The 16858-nt window shown below is 67.6% G+C and carries 19 protein-coding genes and 1 pseudogene; 4 read left to right on the top strand and 16 right to left on the bottom strand.

Features of this window, described 5'->3' with window-relative positions; genetic code table 11:
* The 3 genes and pseudogenes from QOI01_RS15575 to QOI01_RS15585 all read left to right on the top strand — a co-directional run.
* Positions 1–999 (top strand): ABC transporter permease (locus QOI01_RS15575; protein ID WP_526382389.1); only part of this gene is annotated, 999 nt, incomplete at its 5' end.
* Entirely contained in the window at positions 996–2051 is a 1056-nt protein-coding gene (locus QOI01_RS15580) for an ABC transporter ATP-binding protein (RefSeq protein WP_526382391.1), read from the top strand. The genes QOI01_RS15575 and QOI01_RS15580, both read left to right, overlap by 4 nt.
* Positions 2051–2539 (top strand): annotated as a pseudogene (locus QOI01_RS15585) (AMP-dependent synthetase); the annotation flags it as partial. The gene QOI01_RS15580 and the pseudogene QOI01_RS15585, both read left to right, overlap by 1 nt.
* Before the next feature lie 426 nt (positions 2540–2965).
* Here QOI01_RS15585 and QOI01_RS15590 read toward each other — a convergent pair.
* The 8 genes from QOI01_RS15590 to rplS all read right to left on the bottom strand — a co-directional run bounded on the left by QOI01_RS15590 (position 2966) and on the right by rplS (position 9059).
* Positions 2966–3784, bottom strand: coding sequence for an acyl-CoA thioesterase (locus QOI01_RS15590; RefSeq protein ID WP_526382393.1), 819 nt, complete (start codon positions 3782–3784; stop codon positions 2966–2968).
* Entirely contained in the window at positions 3781–4977 is a 1197-nt protein-coding gene (locus QOI01_RS15595; RefSeq protein WP_526382395.1) for a CoA transferase, read from the bottom strand. The genes QOI01_RS15590 and QOI01_RS15595 overlap by 4 nt, the downstream gene beginning before the upstream one ends.
* Positions 4978–5000: 23 nt before the next feature.
* Entirely contained in the window at positions 5001–5774 is a 774-nt protein-coding gene (locus tag QOI01_RS15600; RefSeq protein WP_526382397.1) for an HAD-IIA family hydrolase, read from the bottom strand.
* 52 nt (positions 5775–5826) lie between these two features.
* On the bottom strand, positions 5827–6636 hold the full coding sequence (locus QOI01_RS15605; RefSeq protein WP_526382399.1) for an SDR family NAD(P)-dependent oxidoreductase: 810 nt from the start codon (positions 6634–6636) through the stop codon (positions 5827–5829).
* A gap of 15 nt (positions 6637–6651) precedes the next feature.
* Entirely contained in the window at positions 6652–6957 is a 306-nt protein-coding gene (locus QOI01_RS15610; RefSeq protein WP_526382401.1) for a DUF2469 family protein, read from the bottom strand.
* A 4-nt stretch (positions 6958–6961) separates the two neighbouring features.
* A complete protein-coding gene (locus QOI01_RS15615) occupies positions 6962–7738 on the bottom strand; it encodes a ribonuclease HII (RefSeq protein ID WP_526382402.1) in 777 nt (258 codons plus the stop codon).
* 41 nt (positions 7739–7779) lie between these two features.
* Positions 7780–8628 carry a signal peptidase I gene (lepB, locus tag QOI01_RS15620; RefSeq protein WP_526382404.1) on the bottom strand — a complete coding sequence of 283 codons (849 nt, stop codon included), beginning with the start codon at positions 8626–8628 and terminating at the stop codon, positions 7780–7782.
* Between the two features lie 89 nt (positions 8629–8717).
* Entirely contained in the window at positions 8718–9059 is a 342-nt protein-coding gene (gene rplS, locus QOI01_RS15625; protein WP_526382418.1) for a 50S ribosomal protein L19, read from the bottom strand.
* A gap of 320 nt (positions 9060–9379) precedes the next feature.
* Here rplS and QOI01_RS15630 point away from each other — a divergent pair, with 320 nt between their 5' ends.
* Positions 9380–10321: a serine hydrolase gene (locus tag QOI01_RS15630; protein ID WP_526382406.1), complete on the top strand. Its 942-nt coding sequence runs from the start codon at positions 9380–9382 to the stop codon at positions 10319–10321.
* Between the two features lies 1 nt (position 10322).
* On the opposite strand, the gene trmD is transcribed toward QOI01_RS15630, so the two are convergent.
* The 8 genes from trmD to QOI01_RS15670 form a co-directional block, all read right to left on the bottom strand.
* Entirely contained in the window at positions 10323–11000 is a 678-nt protein-coding gene (gene trmD / locus QOI01_RS15635) for a tRNA (guanosine(37)-N1)-methyltransferase TrmD (protein WP_526382407.1), read from the bottom strand.
* Positions 11001–11002: 2 nt separating this feature from the next.
* Positions 11003–11533 (bottom strand): ribosome maturation factor RimM, encoded by a 531-nt coding sequence (gene rimM / locus QOI01_RS15640; RefSeq protein WP_526382409.1) that lies wholly within the window; start codon positions 11531–11533, stop codon positions 11003–11005.
* A 3-nt stretch (positions 11534–11536) separates the two neighbouring features.
* Positions 11537–11779, bottom strand: a complete 243-nt coding sequence (locus QOI01_RS15645; protein WP_526269794.1) for an RNA-binding protein — start codon at positions 11777–11779, stop codon at positions 11537–11539.
* Positions 11776–12246, bottom strand: coding sequence for a 30S ribosomal protein S16 (gene rpsP, locus QOI01_RS15650; protein ID WP_526382411.1), 471 nt, complete (start codon positions 12244–12246; stop codon positions 11776–11778). Before rpsP ends, QOI01_RS15645 begins: the two co-directional genes overlap by 4 nt.
* 240 nt (positions 12247–12486) lie before the next feature.
* Positions 12487–12915 carry a nuclear transport factor 2 family protein gene (locus tag QOI01_RS15655; RefSeq protein ID WP_526382412.1) on the bottom strand — a complete coding sequence of 143 codons (429 nt, stop codon included), beginning with the start codon at positions 12913–12915 and terminating at the stop codon, positions 12487–12489.
* 37 nt (positions 12916–12952) lie between these two features.
* A complete protein-coding gene (locus tag QOI01_RS15660) occupies positions 12953–14170 on the bottom strand; it encodes an osmoprotectant NAGGN system M42 family peptidase (protein ID WP_526382420.1) in 1218 nt (405 codons plus the stop codon).
* Positions 14171–14274: 104 nt separating this feature from the next.
* On the bottom strand, positions 14275–15993 hold the full coding sequence (ngg, locus tag QOI01_RS15665; RefSeq protein WP_526382414.1) for an N-acetylglutaminylglutamine synthetase: 1719 nt from the start codon (positions 15991–15993) through the stop codon (positions 14275–14277).
* A 2-nt stretch (positions 15994–15995) separates the two neighbouring features.
* Positions 15996–16858: asparagine synthase-related protein (locus tag QOI01_RS15670; RefSeq protein WP_526382416.1), on the bottom strand; the 863-nt coding region annotated here is incomplete at its 5' end.

The raw sequence follows: 16858 nt of genomic DNA on the forward strand, positions 1-16858 counted from the left end.
GGCGGGGGGCTGCTCATCGGGGTGCACCTACTCGCGGAGTACGGAGCGTTCGCGATGCTGCGCTTCGCCACGCTCACGACCGCTATCTTCGAACAGTTCCAGGCCACGTTCAACGGAGCGGCGGGCAGCACGCTCGCGGGTGTTCTGGTTCTGCTCTGCCTGGTCCTGCTGGTGGGCGAGGCGGCCGCCCGCGGCTCTGCGCGGTACGCGAGGATCGGTTCCGGAGCTCAGCGCACCCTCTCTCCACATCAGTTGCGCAGCATGACGATTCCGGCCGTCACCGCACTGGGCGTCTTGGCCGTGCTTGCACTCGGCGTGCCGGCGTGGACGGTGACCCGCTGGCTGTGGATCGGCGGAGCGAAGGCCTGGGATCTGGGTGACATCGTGCCCGTGACCGTCCAGACAGCGGGACTGGCCGCCACGGCCGCGGTTCTGACGACCGTGCTCGCGTTCCCCTTCGCGTGGGTGGCCGTGCGATACAGGGGTTTCTTCGCCCGCTTCGTCGAGGGATCCAACTTCGTCACCAGTTCGATGCCGGGGATCGTCACCGCGCTGGCCTTGGTCACCGTGGCGATCCGCTTCGCCGCTCCTCTGTACCAGACGATTTCGCTGGTGGTGTCCGCCTACGTGTTGATGTTCATGCCGCGCGCGATGGTCAACCTGCGTTCGGGTCTCGCGCAGGTGCCGCCGGGGATCGAGGAGGCATCGCGATCGCTGGGGGTCTCACCCACCCGAACCTTGTTCCGCGTCACGCTACGACTCACTGCGCCTGCCGCCACGGCGGGCGCCTCGCTGGTGTTCGTCGCCGTCGCAACCGAGTTGACGGCCACCCTGCTGCTGGCCCCCACCGGCACCAGCACACTGGCAATGCGATTCTGGTCACTCAGCAGCGAACTCGACTACGCGGCCGCGGCACCGTATGCCCTGCTACTCGTCGTGCTGTCCATACCGGTCACGTTGGTGCTGTTCCGCCAGTCGAGTCGGGCGGCCGCGCTGTGACGACCAACGCCCTGGAGGTCACCGGTCTCGCCAAGTCGTTCGGCGGCGACCGCGTACTTCACGGAGTCGACCTGGACGTGCCTAGGGGTACCATCACCGCCGTCGTCGGCGCATCCGGATGCGGCAAGACAACCCTGCTGCGATTGGTCGCGGGATTCGAAACCCCGGACGTCGGAACGATTTCCATCGCAGGGCGCCCGGTCGCCGGTCCGGACGGATTCGTCGCCGCGCACCGACGCGACGTCGGCTACGTCGCGCAGGACGGCGCGCTGTTCCCGCACCTCACCGTCGGCCAGAACATCGCCTACGGCCTGCGCGGCAGCACCCGCAGTTCCCGCGCGCGCGTCGCCGAACTGCTCCACACCGTGTCCCTCGACGAGTCGTTCGCGCAGCGAAGGCCCCACCAGCTGTCCGGCGGACAGCAGCAGCGTGTCGCACTGGCAAGGGCACTCGCACGCGAACCGGTGCTGATGCTGCTCGACGAGCCCTTCAGCGCGCTCGACACCGGACTGCGCGCATCCACCCGCAAGGCCGTCGCACGGCTGCTCGCCGATGCCCACGTGACGACGCTCCTGGTCACCCACGACCAGGAGGAAGCCCTCTCCATCGCCGATCAGGTCGCGGTCATGCGAGAAGGCCGGTTCACCAAAGTCGGTACGCCGCAACAGGTCTACCTGACACCCGAGGACCGGTTCACCGCCGAGTTCCTTGGCGACTGCGTGCTGCTGCCGTGTACGGTCACGGCGGGCGTGGCCGACTGCGTGCTGGGGCGTCTGTCGGCACGCGACGGCGCCACCGACGGTGCGGGCACCGTGATGCTGCGACCCGAACAGCTCGTCGCCACCGCCGTGTCCGACGGCGGCATGGGGAACGGGATCGGCACCGTGCTGTCGGTGGAGTTCCGCGGACACGACGTCCTGCTCGTCGTCGATCCCGGCGACGGCGCTCCGATCACCGTCCGCCAGCACGGCGTCAATCCGCCGGAGGTCGACGCCAAGGTCCGCGTCGAGGTCGTCGGGCTCGCGGTCGTGTTCAACGAGCAGGCCTCTTGATGTTCGACCGGCTCGTCGAGCACCTCGCATCGCATGGAGACGACGCCGCAAAGTGCTCACCACGGATCGGCGGCTGACCTACCGCGAGCTCGCCGACGAAGTCGCCGTGAGCGCGTCCGAACTGGGCGGCCAACGCAGGCTCGTACTCCTCGAGACCCGCAACGACACGGACACCCTGGTGAACTACCTCGGCGCGCTGGCAGGTCGCCACGTCGTGCTTCCGCTGCCCGCCGACGGTGACCACACGGCGGTCATCGATGCCTACGACCCCGACGTGATCGTCCGCGGCGGCGTCGTCCAGCACCGCCACCGCCCTCACACCGCATCCATCCGGATCTGGCACTGCTGCTGTCCACGTCGGGCAGCACCGGTTCACCCAAGCTGGGGCGCCTTTCGAGGGCCAACCTCGCCGCCAACGCCGAAGCCATCGCCACGTACCTCGACATCGCGCACACCGACAGAGCCGCAACGAATTGCCGATGTCGTACAGACTGTGGTTCGTCGAGGTCGTGGTGTGGATCCTGGTCGCGCTCGCGCTGGTGTGTTGGGCGTCGCTCGGCGACCGGGTGGGCGGCGTCGAAGTCGTCGACGGCCTGGCAGCACGGCACCGTCACGGTCGCGCTGGCCGTCGCCTCGTCGGCTACTTCGGCAACCCGAACCGGGAGCTACTGGTGTTCACCGGCCTGGCGATGCTGATCTGGCTGCCCGCCATCCGATGCCCGTCGGCATTCACCGTGCTCGCCGGCTTCCTCGCCGAGGCATCGCTTCTCACCTACCTGGTGCATTACCAGGTGTACACGCTGTTCGGCGAGCACCGCCTCCTTGGCGTCGCCGCGTCGATCGGCGTGGGTGTCGTCCTGACACAGCTGCTGACGCTGGCGGCAAGCGGATTCGACTTCGCGGGGCGCTGCCGGTCAGATCCGAGGCGGCTGCTCCCGCTCGGCGATGAGACCCTCCTGCACCAGGGTGGCCGCGATCGCGCCGTCGGCGCCGGCCAGGCTGCCCGTGATCACGCCGCGGCCGCGCGCCGCCGCTGGCGACGTGGATTCCAGCAGGTTCCAGTGATCGGCCCGCACGGGCCGGTGAAACCAGATCGACGAGTCCGTCGTACCACTGCGGTGGGTGCGCGCCATCATCGAGTGACCGTGCACCTGCAGCGCGGGGTCGATCATGTACACGTCGCACACGTAGGCCGCGATGACAGTGTGCAGCAACGGGTCATCGGGCACGGGGACCGTCACCCGCCACCACAGCCGTCTGGTGAACTCCTCACCTGAGCGGTGGTCGGCCACCCGAATGTCGATCTCGTCCAACGGCATCGACGGCGCCGGCCCCGCCGGACCGGTCTGCGGCAGCGTCTCGGGATCCTGCGGCATCGTGGCGAACCGGCCGTGTTCGGGGCCCGCGAGAGGCACGGCGAACGAGACCCCGGCGACCGTCAACAAGCGGGAGGCCTGGCGGGACTCCACCCGGCGCGACGAGGCGGTGCGCCCGTCGAACACGCCGTGCACCGAGTACTCCACGTCGTCGCCTGCCTCGCCTCCCCGCAGGAATTGCAGGTGCATGCTGGTGGGGAGCTTGGTCGAATCCACGCTCCGGCTGGCGGCGGCGAGGCTCTGGGCCATGAACTGGCCGCCGAACGCGCGCTTGCCCTCCGGGCCGCTGGCCGGGCCGACCCAGGACCCGTCGGACTGCCCTGGTCGCACGTCGAGCAGAGCCAGCAGCGCGCTCACGCGACCGTACCCGCCTCGGTCAGCCGAGTGATCTCGCCGGCCGAGAGGCCGAGACGGTCCCGCAGGACGGCGAAGGTGTGGTCGCCGAGTTCTGGTGCGGGCACGGCTGGCTGGTAGGCGCCGTCGATCTCCAACGGCAGCCCTGGCGCCAGGTACTGCCCTATCCGCGGTTGGTCGAGCGTGGTGAACAGTGGGTTGGCGGTCACCTTCGGACCCGTGGCGGCGTCGGCGAAGGTCCGATAGCGCTCCCACAGGATCGACGTCGCCGACAGTGCCGTGGCGATGTCGTCGGCGGAGTGACCGCTGAACCAGACGATGAACAGACCGGTGAGCGCGTCGCGGTGCCGATACCGCTGGCCTTCGTCGGTCAGGTCGGCTCCCAGCGCTTCGCCAAGTGCAGCAACGGCTTTCGTCGTTCCCGTGAGTTCGGTCAGGTCGCGGAAGTGGCGCCCGGTGAGGGCAACCACCATGAACGAAGCCCCGTCATCGCTGGTGAACGTCTGGCCGTACTGGCCGTAGATCGAGTTGCCGATGCGTTCCCGTCCCTCTCCGTTGACCATCACCTCGGTCAGGAAGCTGAGGTTGCCCGCCGTGGCCAGCGCCACGTTCTCCAGCGGAATGCCGACGCGTTGGCCCCGTCCAGTGGCGTCGCGATGCCTCAGCGCGGCAGTCACGGCGAGCGCGACGTAGAGGCCGCAGGTGACGTCCCACGCGGGCAGGACGTGGTTGACGGGGTTCGCGTATCCGGTCGGTCCGGTGACCATCGGGAAGCCGAGACCTGCGTTGACGGTGTAGTCAACTCCGGTTCCACCGTCGGCGCGCCCAGACACTTCGACGTGGATCAGGTCCGGACGCGACTTCACCAGCGTCTCGTATGAATGCCACTGTCGTCCAGCCACATTGGTAATCAGCACGCCACTGTCGATGATCAGGCGGGTGATCAGCTCCTGCCCTTCGGCGGAACGGACGTCGATCGCGGCAGACGACTTGCCCTTGTTGAGCCCGGCCCAGTAGATGCTCATCCCCTCTGACGTGACGGGCCAGCGGTGGTAATCCGCCGCACCGCCGACGGGATCGACGCGGACCACCTCGGCGCCGAGCTGTGCGAGCGTCATCCCGGCCAGCGGGACGGCGACGAAGCTGGAGATCTCGATGATCCGCACCCCCGCCAGGGGTCGAGTGGCGTCAGTCATGCCACTCACGATATTGGTCGACGTCAGATCAGTTCGATGGCGTCCGCAATGGAGTCGAGGACCCGGCCGGGCCGGAACGGATACTTGTCGATGTCGGCGACCGTCGTCGAGCCGGTCAGCACCAGGATGGTCTCGAGGCCTGCCTCGATGCCCGCGACGACGTCGGTGTCCATCCGGTCGCCGACCATGAAGGTGTTCTCGGAATGCGCCTCGATGCGGTTGAGCGCGCCGCGGAACATCATCGGGTTCGGCTTGCCGACGAAGTAGGGCTCCCGCCCGGTGGCCTTGGTGATCAGCGCCGCGACCGAGCCGGTGGCTGGCGTCGGCCCCTCGGCCGACGGTCCGGTGACGTCCGGATTGGTGGCGATGAAGCGGGCGCCTCCGCCGATCAGCCGGATGGCCTTGGTGATCGCCTCGAATGAGTAGGTTCGCGTCTCGCCGAGCACGACGAAGTCCGGGCCGGTGTCGGTCAGCGTGTAGCCCACCTCGTGCAGCGCCGTCGTCAGACCGGCCTCGCCGATGACGTAGGCGGAGCCACCCGGCAACTGGTCGTGCAGGAATGCCGCGGTCGCCAGCGCCGAGGTCCAAATCGAGTCCTCGGGCACCTCGAGGCCGGACCGGAGCAGGCGGGCCGCCAGATCGCGTGGCGTGAAGATCGAATTGTTGGTCAGCACCAGGAATGGGCGCTTCTTCTCCCCGAGCCGCTGCAGGAACTCCGCGGCGCCGGGCAAGGCGCGTTCCTCGTGGACCAGGACGCCGTCCATGTCGGTAAGCCAGCACTGCGGTGAGGATCGCATGACCCCAGTGTGCCGACTCCGCGGCCCGGCCTCAGCCAAACTGGGCGTGCGATCACCGAACGACGACCTCCGACGGTGTCCGCGGCGCACCCAGCACGTCCCGGTGCGACGACGGCTGCCGACCGTCGGCGTCGGTGATGCCGTACCGCGTCGCGAGTTCGGCACCGATCAGCGTCTGCCCACTGAGCTCGGACAGAGCGGGGTCCCGGTACAGCGCGTCGATCAGGTATCCCGTGAACTCGGGTGTCTCGGCGTGCAGAGCGGTCTTGGCGAGCGCCTCAGGATGACCGTCGAAGGCGCGGCGGAATTTCTCGGTCAACAGGATCCCCATCCAGATGGACACGGTGGCGACGCCGGTGTTCGCGAAGTCGACGGCCATGTCGGCGGCCAGCTTGTCCACCCCCGCCTTCTGCGCGCCGTACGCCGGGCCGTGCATGTAACAGACCGAACCCGGTGACGACGTGAACGCGATGAGCGCGCGCCGCCGCCGGACCATCAGCGGTGCCGCGTGCCAGGACGCTACGTACGCGGACCGTAGGCCCACGTCGAGCACGTCGGCGAGGGCAATCGACTTCTCCCAGAACGGTTTCGGGTCGACCAGGTCGTCGTGGATCGCGGCGGCGTTGTTGACGAGAAGGTCGAGTCGTCCGCACTCGTCACCCACCCGTTCGAATAAAGCAGCCACCGCGGAGTCGTCCCGGTGATCGACCCGCACGGCGATGCCGCCGTCCCCGGGGTCGGTCACCGTTCGGCCCGTGAGGTACACCTGCCATCCCTGGCCCCGCAGCGCGGCCGCGATGCCGCGACCCGCACCACGACTCGCCCCCGTGACGACCGCGACGGGCGCTTGATCTTCGGTCATGTGAAGACCGTACGTTCAGTCGGGCAGCCGCAGCTCGGGCTTCTCGACCTCTTCGATGTTGACGTCCTTGAACGTGATGACCCGGACCTGCTTCACGAAGCGGGCAGGCCGGTACATGTCCCACACCCAGGCGTCGGCCAGCCGAAGTTCGAAGTAGACCTCGCCTTCGGCGTTGCGCGGAACCAGCTCCACGCTGTTGGCCAGGTAGAAGCGGCGCTCGGTCTCCACGACGTAACTGAACTGCCCCACGATGTCCTTGTATTCGCGGTACAGCGAGAGCTCCATCTCGGTCTCGTACTTCTCGAGATCTTCGGCACTCATCGGTTCAGTGGTCCTCCGGTCGGTGTTCCGTACATCTTTCCTCAGCCCAGTTCGGCGCGCCGCACGGCCTCCCGCCGAGGATGCTCCCTGGCACCACATCGGCGTCGGGCCCGCAGTCCGTCACGCTGGCGTAGCCCAACCTACGCACGTTGATGAACGAGAACCGGTGCTCGATGCAGGGGCCTCGCTCGGCGAGCGCAGCGGTGTGGAACGGGGTGCTGTACCCCTTGTGTTCGGCGAAGCCGTACCCAGGATGCCTGGACTCCATCTGCACCATGAGGCGGTCGCGGCTCACCTTGGCCAGCACGCTGGCCGCCGCGATGCAGGCGGCCGCGGCGTCACCGCCGACGACCGGCAACGACGGCATCGGCAGCCCAGGAACGCGGAACCCGTCGCTCAGCACGTAACCCGGCCGCAGCGGCAACCCGGCGACCGCGCGCCGCATGCCCTCGATGTTGGCCACGTGCACCCCGCGCCGATCGACTTCCTTCGACGGGATGAAGACGACGTGATAGGCGAGCGCGTAGCGCCGGATCAACGGGAAGAGCCGCTCGCGCTCTCGCTCGTTGAGCTTCTTCGAGTCGTCGAGCGCCGCCAGGCTCTCCAGTCGATTCGGGCCGAGAACGCACGCGGCGACCACCAGAGGTCCCGCGCAGGCGCCCCGGCCCACCTCGTCGACCCCGGCCACCGGACCGAGTCCCCCGCGGTACAGCGCGGATTCGATCGTGCGCAGGCCCGCGGACTTGCGGATCACGGCTCGAGGCGGCCAGCTCGCCGGCACTCAGGCCATCCGCTCTTCGCGCAAGCGGCTCATCGCCACTCCTACGGGGAAGTCTGCGGGTTGACTGCCGAAACGCCACCCCAGCGCCCCGGGGGCCAGGCGATGAACCGCGCCTTGCCGATCACGTTGTCGACGGGAACCGTTCCGGCGGCCGGGTCGCCAGTGCACAACAGACCCTTCAGGGCGTCGGCAGGAAGGTTGGTGCAGTGCGCGCGCGAGTCAGCCGAGTGGGTGCGATTGTCGCCCATTACCCACAGCCGCCCGTCAGGGACCTTCACGGGTCCGAACTCATTGCCGAGGCACGGGTAGATCCGCGGGTCGGCCATCATCGTCTCGACGTTGAGGTACGGCTCGTTGAGCCTCTTGCCGTCGACCGTCAGCCCCGTCGTGGCGCGGCATTCGACCGTCTGCCCCCCGACCGCGATGACGCGCTTGACGAGGTCGTTCTCGTCGGGTGGTACGAACCCGATGAACGAAAGCGCATTCTGCAACCACCGGATCGGGGCGCTGTCGGAGCGGATCGACTTGTAGCCGATGTTCCACGCCGGCGGACCCTTGAATACGACCACGTCGCCTGGCTCCGGCGAAGTGAACCGATAGGTCACCTTGTCCACCATGATCCGGTCACCTACGCACCCGGCGCAGCCGTGAAGCGTCGGCTCCATCGACTCCGAGGGGATCAGGTACGGCCGCGCGACGAACGTCAGCATGACGTAGTACAGGACCAGTGCGATGGTCAGCAGGACCGCGGCTTCGCGGACCGCGCCACGCTTCTTCTTGGGCGGATCGCCTTCGCCGACCTCGTCGTCCGGGGTCGCGTCGCTGACGTCGGTGGTTTCTCCCGCGTCAGACGCGTCAGACGCGTTGGTCGCGTCGGTGGCGTCGGTCACGCCTTCAGAGTAGCCAGGGCGATGGGCGCCGCCGCCGATTGGCTCGTCGTCCAACCGTCAAACCCGTCCGGGTGCGGCGTCTGCGCCAATCAGCGCTTTTCCTTGATCTTGGCCTTCTTGCCCCGCAGCTCGCGCAGGTAGTACAGCTTGGCGCGTCGCACATCACCGCGAGTGACGACGTCGATGTGGTCGATGTTGGGCGAATGGACCGGGAAGGTGCGCTCGACGCCGACGCCATAGCTTTCCTTGCGCACGGTGAAGGTCTCGCGAACGCCGCCACCCTGCCTGCGCAGAACGACGCCCTTGAAGACCTGGACGCGCTCCTTGGAACCCTCGATGACCTTCACGTGGACATTCACGGTGTCGCCGGGATTGAAGGCCGGGATGTCGTCGCGCAGCGACGACTGGTCGATGAAGTCCAGGGTGTTCATCGGTGACACTTCCTCATGGTTGTTCGGATCGGTGTTCTCGTTTGCGGCCGTAGACAGCACGTCACGGGGCGACGCGTGGCCGGGGCCGAGGTCTTCGGGTGTATGTCGCATCAGACGGGGATACGTTTCCCCGCCGTGCGCAGACAACTGGTCAATTGTGCCAGACGGGGTCCCAGCCACGAAATCGTGCCCCAACGTGGTGGGTCACCTGCGGGCGCGGCAACGGCTCTCAGCGGTTAGGGTAGTGCGCACGGGTAAGGAGTTCGAGGCCTTACGCGAGAGCCATCGTCCCCGTTCATCTCACTCGTCTAGGGAGGGCCATGCTCCGGCGGCCGCAGAAGCTGCTGATGGTGACCGCGCTGGCCGTAACCGCGATGACGGTGGCGGCAGGGTGCGAGGCCAAGGTTTACGGCACGCCGCCTCCGCCGTCTTCCCCGCCCCTTACGGTCGTCGCCCCACTGGGCGGCAGGGCGCCACTGCCGGAGGTTCCGCCCGACGAGCCCGCAGCAGCCCTCACGGGGTTGTCCGATCGGGAGCGGCAGGCGACGGCCGAGGCCGCCAACAACGGTGCGGACATCACTTCGCTGGTGCTCGACCGCAACACCGGCCAGATGGTGTCCAACGGCAACACCCAGACGATCGCGATCGCCTCGGTGGTCAAGCTTTTCATCGCCGACGACCTGCTGTTGCAGGTGTCCAAGGGTCAGACGCAGCTCTCGCCCTCCGACCACGAGGCGTTCGACCAGATGCTGCGGCAGTCCGACGACAGCGCCGCCGAGAACTTCTGGAACCGCGGCGGCGGCAGTGCGATCGTCACCCGCGTCGCCGCCCGCTACGGGCTGACCTCGACGCGTCCGCCGAACAACGGGCGATGGTGGAACACCATCAGCACCGCTGCCGATCTCGTCCGGTACTACGACATGATGATGTCGGGCTCCGGCGGGTTGCCGCCCGAACAGGCCAGCGTGATCTTGTCGAACCTGGCGGCGTCCGCACCGTTGGCGCTGGACGGCACTCAGCCCGGGGGCGTTTATCCGCAGCGATTCGGGATCCCCGACGGCCTCTTCGCCGAGTCGGTCGCGGTCAAGCAGGGCTGGATGTGCTGCATCGGTTCTGACTGGATGCACCTGTCGACGGGCGTGATCGGTCCGGACCGGCGCTACATCATGGTGATCGGGTCCATGCAGCCCGCGTCCGCCGTCACCGCACGGGCGACCATCACCCAGGCCGTCAAGACGATGTTCCCGGACGGGCACATCTAGCTCAGTCCAGAAGGTCGGGCCTGCGATCGCGGGTGCGTCGCAGCGACTGCTCGCGGCGCCAAGCGACGACCCTCGCGTGATCGCCGGACAGCAGCACTGGTGGCACGTCGAGTCCGCGCCAACTAGGGGGTCGGGTGTAACTCGGACCCTCCAGTAGGCCGTCTGAGTGCGAATCATCCTGGTGCGAAGCAGGATTGCCGAGGACGTCCGGTAGCAGCCGGACGACCGCTTCGATCATGACGAGCGTCGCGGATTCCCCCCCGGGCAGTACGTAGTCACCGATGGACACCTCCTCGACGCGCATCCTGCGCGCTGCGTCCTCGACGACGCGTTGGTCGATGCCCTCGTAGCGCCCACACGCGAAGGCCAGGTGGGCCTCGCCGCTCCACCTCTGCGCGTCGCTCTGTTTGAACGGGCGACCCGCGGGTGTCGGAACGACGAGAAGCGTTTCCTCGGAACAGATCTCATCGAGAGCATCGCCCCATACGGGTGCCTTCATCACCATGCCGGGGCCACCCCCGTACGGCGAGTCATCCACGGAATGGTGCACGTCGTGCGTCCACCGCCGCAGATCGTGCACGGCGATGTCGATGATGCCCGCTTCGATCGCCCGGCCCGGCAAGGACTGTCGGAGCGGATCGAGGTAGTCGGGGAAGATCGTGACGACGTCTATGCGCACGGCTAGATCGAGTCCAGATCCAGCAGACCGTCCGGAGGGTCGATCTCGATGAGGCCGTCGTCCAGCGACACCGACGTCACGATGGCGCCGACGAACGGCACCAACACCTCGGCCCCGTCGCCCTCGGCGGGCCGGATGGCGAGTATCTCGCCGGCCGCGGTGTGCAACACCTCGGCGACCGCACCCACGTCGCGGCCTTCGACCGTGCGCACACGAAGACCCTCGAGCTGGTGGTCGTAGAACTCGTCGGGATCGTCGATGGCAGGCAGGTCGGCAGTGTCGACGATGAACAGGCTGCCCCGCAAGGCATCCGCCGCGTCGCGACTGGCGACCCCGTCGAGCCGGACCAGCAGGCGGCCGCCGTGCTCGCGCATCGAGTCGACCACCAAGGTCCGTTCGGTCTTGTCGCGCGCTCTGGCGCACAGGGCGGTGCCCGGTGCGAACCGACCGTAGGGATCATCGGTGCGGACGTCGACGACGACCTCGCCGCCGACGCCATGCGCCTTCACGACGCGTCCGACGACGAGGTCCATGTGCTACTGGTCGGTGTCGACCACGTCGACGCGGATCCCACGCCCGCCGATGCCTGCGACCAGCGTCCGCAGTGCGGTCGCGGTGCGGCCTCCCCGGCCGATGACCTTGCCCAGGTCGTCAGGATGCACGTGCACCTCGACGGTGCGCCCGCGGCGGTTGGTCACCAGGTCGACGCGGACGTCGTCGGGGTTGTCGACTATCCCGCGCACGAGGTGTTCGACGGCGTCGACGACGGCGGTGCTCATTCGGCAGCGGGTGCGGACTCGGCGGGTGCGGACTCTGCGGGCGCCTCGGAGGTCTCGGCCGCGTCAGCCTTCTTGGCCGGAGCCTTCTTCTTCTTCGCCGTGGTGGCTTCGCCGGTCGGCGCGTCGTCGGCGGCGGCCAGGGCGGCGTTGAAGAGGTCCAGCTTGCTGGGCTTGGGCTCCTTGATCCTCAGCGTGCCCTCGGTGCCCGGCAGGCCCTTGAACTTCTGCCAGTCACCGGTGATCTTCAGCAGCGCCAGAACGGGGTCGGTGGGCTGAGCGCCAACGCCCAACCAGTACAGCGCACGCTCCGAGTCGATCTCGATGACGCTGGGATCTTCCTTCGGGTGGTAGCGGCCGATGACCTCGATGGAGCGGCCGTCGCGGCGGTTGCGCGCATCGGCGACGGCGATGCGGTACTGGGGATTGCGGATCTTGCCGAAGCGGGAGAGCTTGATCTTGACAGCCATGGTTGAGCGACTTCTCCTATGATTGCCACGCTGCAATTCAGCGACTCGGGCGGGATGCCCGGTCCGGTTTTGCCTCGCGTGTGTGACCGAGGGGCAGCGCATCGAGCGAGAAGGATCGCGCCTCGAACATCAAGCGAGGAGCGTGCGGATCGCGCATCGAACAGGGTCGCCCGTCAGACAGCCGCCCATTGTGCCAGAACAGGCCCTACGGATGAAAATCCTGAGCTTCAGACGAATGTCTCAGACGATTCTGTCGAAGCACTTCGTCTCGACACGGCGGGTCATCCGCCAACCGTCGGCAGTGCGGATGAACTCGTCGTCGTACCAGAGCCCGCAGAACAGGACCTGGCCGTCATCACCGAGGACCATCGGGTTGAAGCAGAGGATGCGCGACTTGGCGGTGTCCCCCGCCGGATCGCGGGAGACCTTGACGTCGAAATTGCCGATCAGATGCGAGTACGCCGGGAAGTTCGGCAACACCTCCGAGAGCCACTTCTTCACGTCGGGGAAGGCGCCGTCGATGCCACCCATGGCCCGGTAGTCGATGTACGCGTCACTCGTGAACACCAGGTCGAGGTCGTCGAACCGGCGCTTGTCGATCGCCGAGGAGTAATCCACCAGCAGCTGTTGGATTTCGAGGCGGTCGGAGATCTCTTCCAGACTCAGCATCGTTCGATTGAACACCTCCGCACGAGCGCGCCCGCCGCTAGGCCTGGGGACCCTCCGTCGGCGGCCAGGGCTCCCCCGGCGAGACGTCTCCGGGCTCGGTGAAGTCACCGCGCGACAGTGGCACCCACTGCTCGCTGGGTGCGGGCTGCTTCGAGGACGGGAAGTCACGAAGCTTGCCAGAGGGCTTGGCGTCCCACGTCGCGAACGTCAGCGGGGTGCGCAGCCAGCTCTCCAACAACAGGTAGCACGCCGCCAGGGAGTCCAGGTGGCTTCGTTCCCAGCCGTGGCTGCCGTCGAGCCCGAAGGCGACCAGAGCAGCGCGAGTGTTGGCGCCTGCCTCGATCGCGGCGGCCGCATCGGAGCGATAGAACCGGAAGATGTCGCGGGCATGGGCGATGCCCTGCTCCTTGGCGAGACGCAACAGATTGCGGGTGAGGTGGTAGTCGAACGGGCCGTGCATGTCCGCCATCGGGATGGTGACGCCGTGTTCGAGCGAGTGCTGACCGGGGGCGCAGACCGCGTTGTCCACGGAGATCAGCTCCGCCACGTCCGGCGGCAGCCCGCTGCTGGCGCCGTGACCGACCTCCTCGGTGATGGTCACCATGATCGTCGTGCGGTGCGGCAGCACGACCTTGTTCTCCATGACATTGCGCGCCAGCGCAAGGGCCACGGAGACACCCGCCTTGCCGTCGAGGTGGCGCGAGACGATGAAGCCGTCCTCGGTGAGCTCGGGGCTGGTGATGAACGCGACGAAGTCCCCCACGTTCAGCCCGAGTTCGACCAGGTCCTCGCGGGTCGAGACGTTGCGGTCGATCCGGACCTCGACATGTTCCCAGTCCGTCGGCTGGGTGTCGATCTCGTGCCCGTACGCGTGCCCAGAAGCCTTGAGTGGCATGACGGTTCCCGTGATGAACTGCTCGCTGTCATCGGTGAAGATCCGCACCCGGGCCCCGGCGGCGAAGCGCGCCGAGAACATGCCCACCGGGATCAGCTCGAGTCTGCCGTTGCCCTTCAGTTCGCGCACCATGCATCCGATGGTGTCGGCGTGAACGACGATCGCGCGGTCGGTGGTGGCCGACTCACCGGGGAGTTCGGCGGTCAGCGCACCGCGGCGGGTCAGGGTGAACGGCACGCCGAGGTCGTCGAGGATGCCTCCGATCAACTGCATCACCGCGTCCGTGCGACCCGAGGGACTCGGCGTCTGCAGCAGTGCGAGCAGGGTGTCGACCATCCAGGTGCGGTCGTCTGCGGACATCTGAACGGCGGCGGTCGCGGAGTCAGTCAACGTTGCCCTTCCACGTTCTCGTTCTTGGGTACGGCGGTCCAAAGTCATCGACGAGAGCCTATCGAGACTCGGTTCTACTCGACGGGGGCGGGCTGCCACGCCCACGGAGTTGCCGCGGTCCGTGGGAAGAGCAGATCCACGAATGCCTGTGCGGTCGGCCGCGGTTCGTGATTGGCCAGACCCGGCCGTTCGTTCGCCTCGATGAAGACGTACTCCTCCCCGTCCACCGACGGCACGATGAGATCGATTCCCGTGACGGGGATGCCGATAGCGTCCGCGGCGTCGATGGCGACCCTCGCCAGCTTGGGATTCAGATCGTCCGTCACGTCGCGGATCGTGCCGCCCGTGTGCAGGTTCGCGGTGCGCCGCACGGTCAGGTGCTCGTTGAGGGGCAGCACGTCGTCGAGATCCCAGCCCTCCTCGCGCACGGTGTCGGTGGTGATCTCGTCGACGGGGATCGTGGATTCTCCATGCGTGGCTGCGGCGCGACGGCGGCTCTGCGCCTCGACGAGGTGGCGGATGGTGTGATCACCGCTCCCGACGACCTCGGGTGGACGCCGCAGGGCGGCCGCGATCACCTTGCCGTTGATCACGACGATGCGAAGGTCCTCGCCCTCGCACCGCTCCTCGAGCAGGACGTCGGGGCTATGCCCGGCCGCCAAGGCGATCGCGCGGTCGAGGTCCTCAGGCCGGGTCACCCCGACGGTGATGCCCGCGCCCTGTTCGCCGCGGGCCGGCTTCACCACCACCGAACCCACCTTCTCCAGGAACTCGTGGTCCTCGTCGGTGAAGGTCGCCGTTCGGCCCTCCGGCACCCGGATGCCCGCCTCGGCGACCACCCTGCGGGCGACGCGCTTGTCGTCACACCGGCTCATGGCGACGGCGTTGGTGAGCTCGGAGAGCGACTCGCGGGTCACCACGCTGGTGCCACCGTGCGTCAGCTTGAGGTAACCGCCCTTGGCGTCGAGCACCCGGACGGCGATGCCACGCAGGATCGCCTCGTCGGCGATGATCCGGGCATACGGGTTGAGTTGGAAGAGCTCCTCCTCGGACTTGGCGGGGGCGAACAGCTTCTCGTTGATGGCGTTCTTGCGCTTGACCCCGAGGACCGGCACGCGGATGAATCCCATCCGCTCGTAGAGCGCGATGGCCCCTTCGTTGTCGTGCAGCACCGACAGGTCCATCTGCGAGCGCCCCCGTCGGATGAACTCCTCGATCAGGGACCGCACCAGCAGGCCGCCCACCCCCGGCCGGGACAGCGTGGGGTCGACGGCCAGACACCACAGGCTGGAGCCGTTCTCCTCGTCGCCGAAGAGTTGCGCGTGGTCGATACCGGTGACCGTGCCCACAACGGCGCCGGTCTCGTCGTCGGTCACGACGAGGTACACCATGTGCGGCTGCGACTGGCTGTTGTCCCACATCAGGTCTACGTCGGCTGGCACCATGCGGCACTGCAGGTAGATCTGGTTGATCGCTGCGCAGTCGTCGTTGGCCGTCACCGGGCGCACCGACAGCCCGGGTACCGGCGCGGGCTCGTACTGCAGTGGCTTCGTCAGGTCGATCCGGTAGGTGAAGCTCGGATCGATGAAGAACTCCTGCGGGTGCAGGGCGACGAAAACGTGGGGTGCGTCGAGGTACATCCCGATGTCGCGGCGCCCACTGGCCTCCGCGCGTAGCGCCGTGCCGAACTGCTCGGGGTCCTCGCACGTCTGACCGAACACCAGGCGGCCCCAGCCGAGGTCCTGGACGACGCCGACCGCCTTCGATTCGCTGCCGGGTTCGGTAGTAGTCATGCTCACCTTGTTCCGTCGACGTGGCGGGCGAGCCAGAGTTCCAGTAATCCGATCTGCCACAACGGATTTCCGCGCAGGGGCGTGAGGTTGCCGTTGGGCTCCGCGAGCATCCCGTCGACCGCGGCGGGCGCGAACAGGCCGCGATCGCGCGCCGCGGAACTGTGCAGAGCATCTCTGACGAGATCCAGATAGGGTCCCTCGAGGTGCTTCAGCGCCGGCACGGGGAAGTAGCCCTTTGGCCGGTCGATCACCTCGTGCGGAATGACCTTGCGGGCGGCTTCCTTCAACACGCCCTTGCCGTCGTACGCGGTCTTCAGATCGGGCGGGCAGGTGGCGGCGAGTTCCACGAGCTCGTGGTCGAGGAACGGCACCCGGCCCTCCAGCCCCCAGGCCATCGTCATGTTGTCGACGCGCTTCACCGGGTCGTCGACGAGCATCACGGTGGTGTCGAGTCGTAGCGCGCGATCGGTCGCGGTGGCGGCGCCGGGGTGGGCGAAGTGCTCGAGAACGTACTCTCCCGCGACGTCGTGATCGAGCTGCCATCGCGGCTGCAGGAGCCGGTTGAGCCCGTCGTGGTCGCGGTCGAAGAACGCCTTGCGGTAGCGGGATAAGGCATCGCAGGCATCATCATCCTTGGCGTAGGCCATCGGCGGATACCAGTGGTACCCGGCGAAGATCTCGTCGGCGCCCTGCCCCGACTGCACCACCTTCACGTGCTTGCTGACCTCTTGGGACAGCAGATAGAACGCCACGCAATCGTGACTCACCATCGGTTCACTCATCGCGCCGATGGTGTCCGAAAGAGCGGGAAGCATGCGCGCGCTGTCGATGCGGATCTGATGGTGATCGGTGTCGTAGTGCCGGG

It is taken from the genome of Mycobacterium sp. (genome assembly GCF_032162605.1).
GTDB lineage: Bacteria > Actinomycetota > Actinomycetes > Mycobacteriales > Mycobacteriaceae > Mycobacterium.

Excerpts from the sequence above, each read along its gene's own strand:
- QOI01_RS15595 (WP_526382395.1), bottom strand. The coding sequence starts at position 4,977 with ATGACTGACGCCACTCGACCCCTGGCGGGGGTGCGGATCATCGAGATC.
- QOI01_RS15645 (WP_526269794.1), bottom strand. The coding sequence starts at position 11,779 with ATGAGCACCGCCGTCGTCGACGCCGTCGAACACCTCGTGCGCGGGATA.
- ngg (WP_526382414.1), bottom strand. The coding sequence starts at position 15,993 with ATGACTACTACCGAACCCGGCAGCGAATCGAAGGCGGTCGGCGTCGTC.
- QOI01_RS15600 (WP_526382397.1), bottom strand. The coding sequence starts at position 5,774 with ATGCGATCCTCACCGCAGTGCTGGCTTACCGACATGGACGGCGTCCTG.
- QOI01_RS15655 (WP_526382412.1), bottom strand. The coding sequence starts at position 12,915 with ATGCTGAGTCTGGAAGAGATCTCCGACCGCCTCGAAATCCAACAGCTG.
- QOI01_RS15605 (WP_526382399.1), bottom strand. The coding sequence starts at position 6,636 with ATGACCGAAGATCAAGCGCCCGTCGCGGTCGTCACGGGGGCGAGTCGT.
- rpsP (WP_526382411.1), bottom strand. The coding sequence starts at position 12,246 with ATGGCTGTCAAGATCAAGCTCTCCCGCTTCGGCAAGATCCGCAATCCC.
- QOI01_RS15660 (WP_526382420.1), bottom strand. The coding sequence starts at position 14,170 with ATGTCCGCAGACGACCGCACCTGGATGGTCGACACCCTGCTCGCACTG.
- rimM (WP_526382409.1), bottom strand. The coding sequence starts at position 11,533 with ATGGACCTCGTCGTCGGACGCGTCGTGAAGGCGCATGGCGTCGGCGGC.
- QOI01_RS15610 (WP_526382401.1), bottom strand. The coding sequence starts at position 6,957 with ATGAGTGCCGAAGATCTCGAGAAGTACGAGACCGAGATGGAGCTCTCG.
- rplS (WP_526382418.1), bottom strand. The coding sequence starts at position 9,059 with ATGAACACCCTGGACTTCATCGACCAGTCGTCGCTGCGCGACGACATC.
- QOI01_RS15630 (WP_526382406.1), top strand. The coding sequence starts at position 9,380 with ATGCTCCGGCGGCCGCAGAAGCTGCTGATGGTGACCGCGCTGGCCGTA.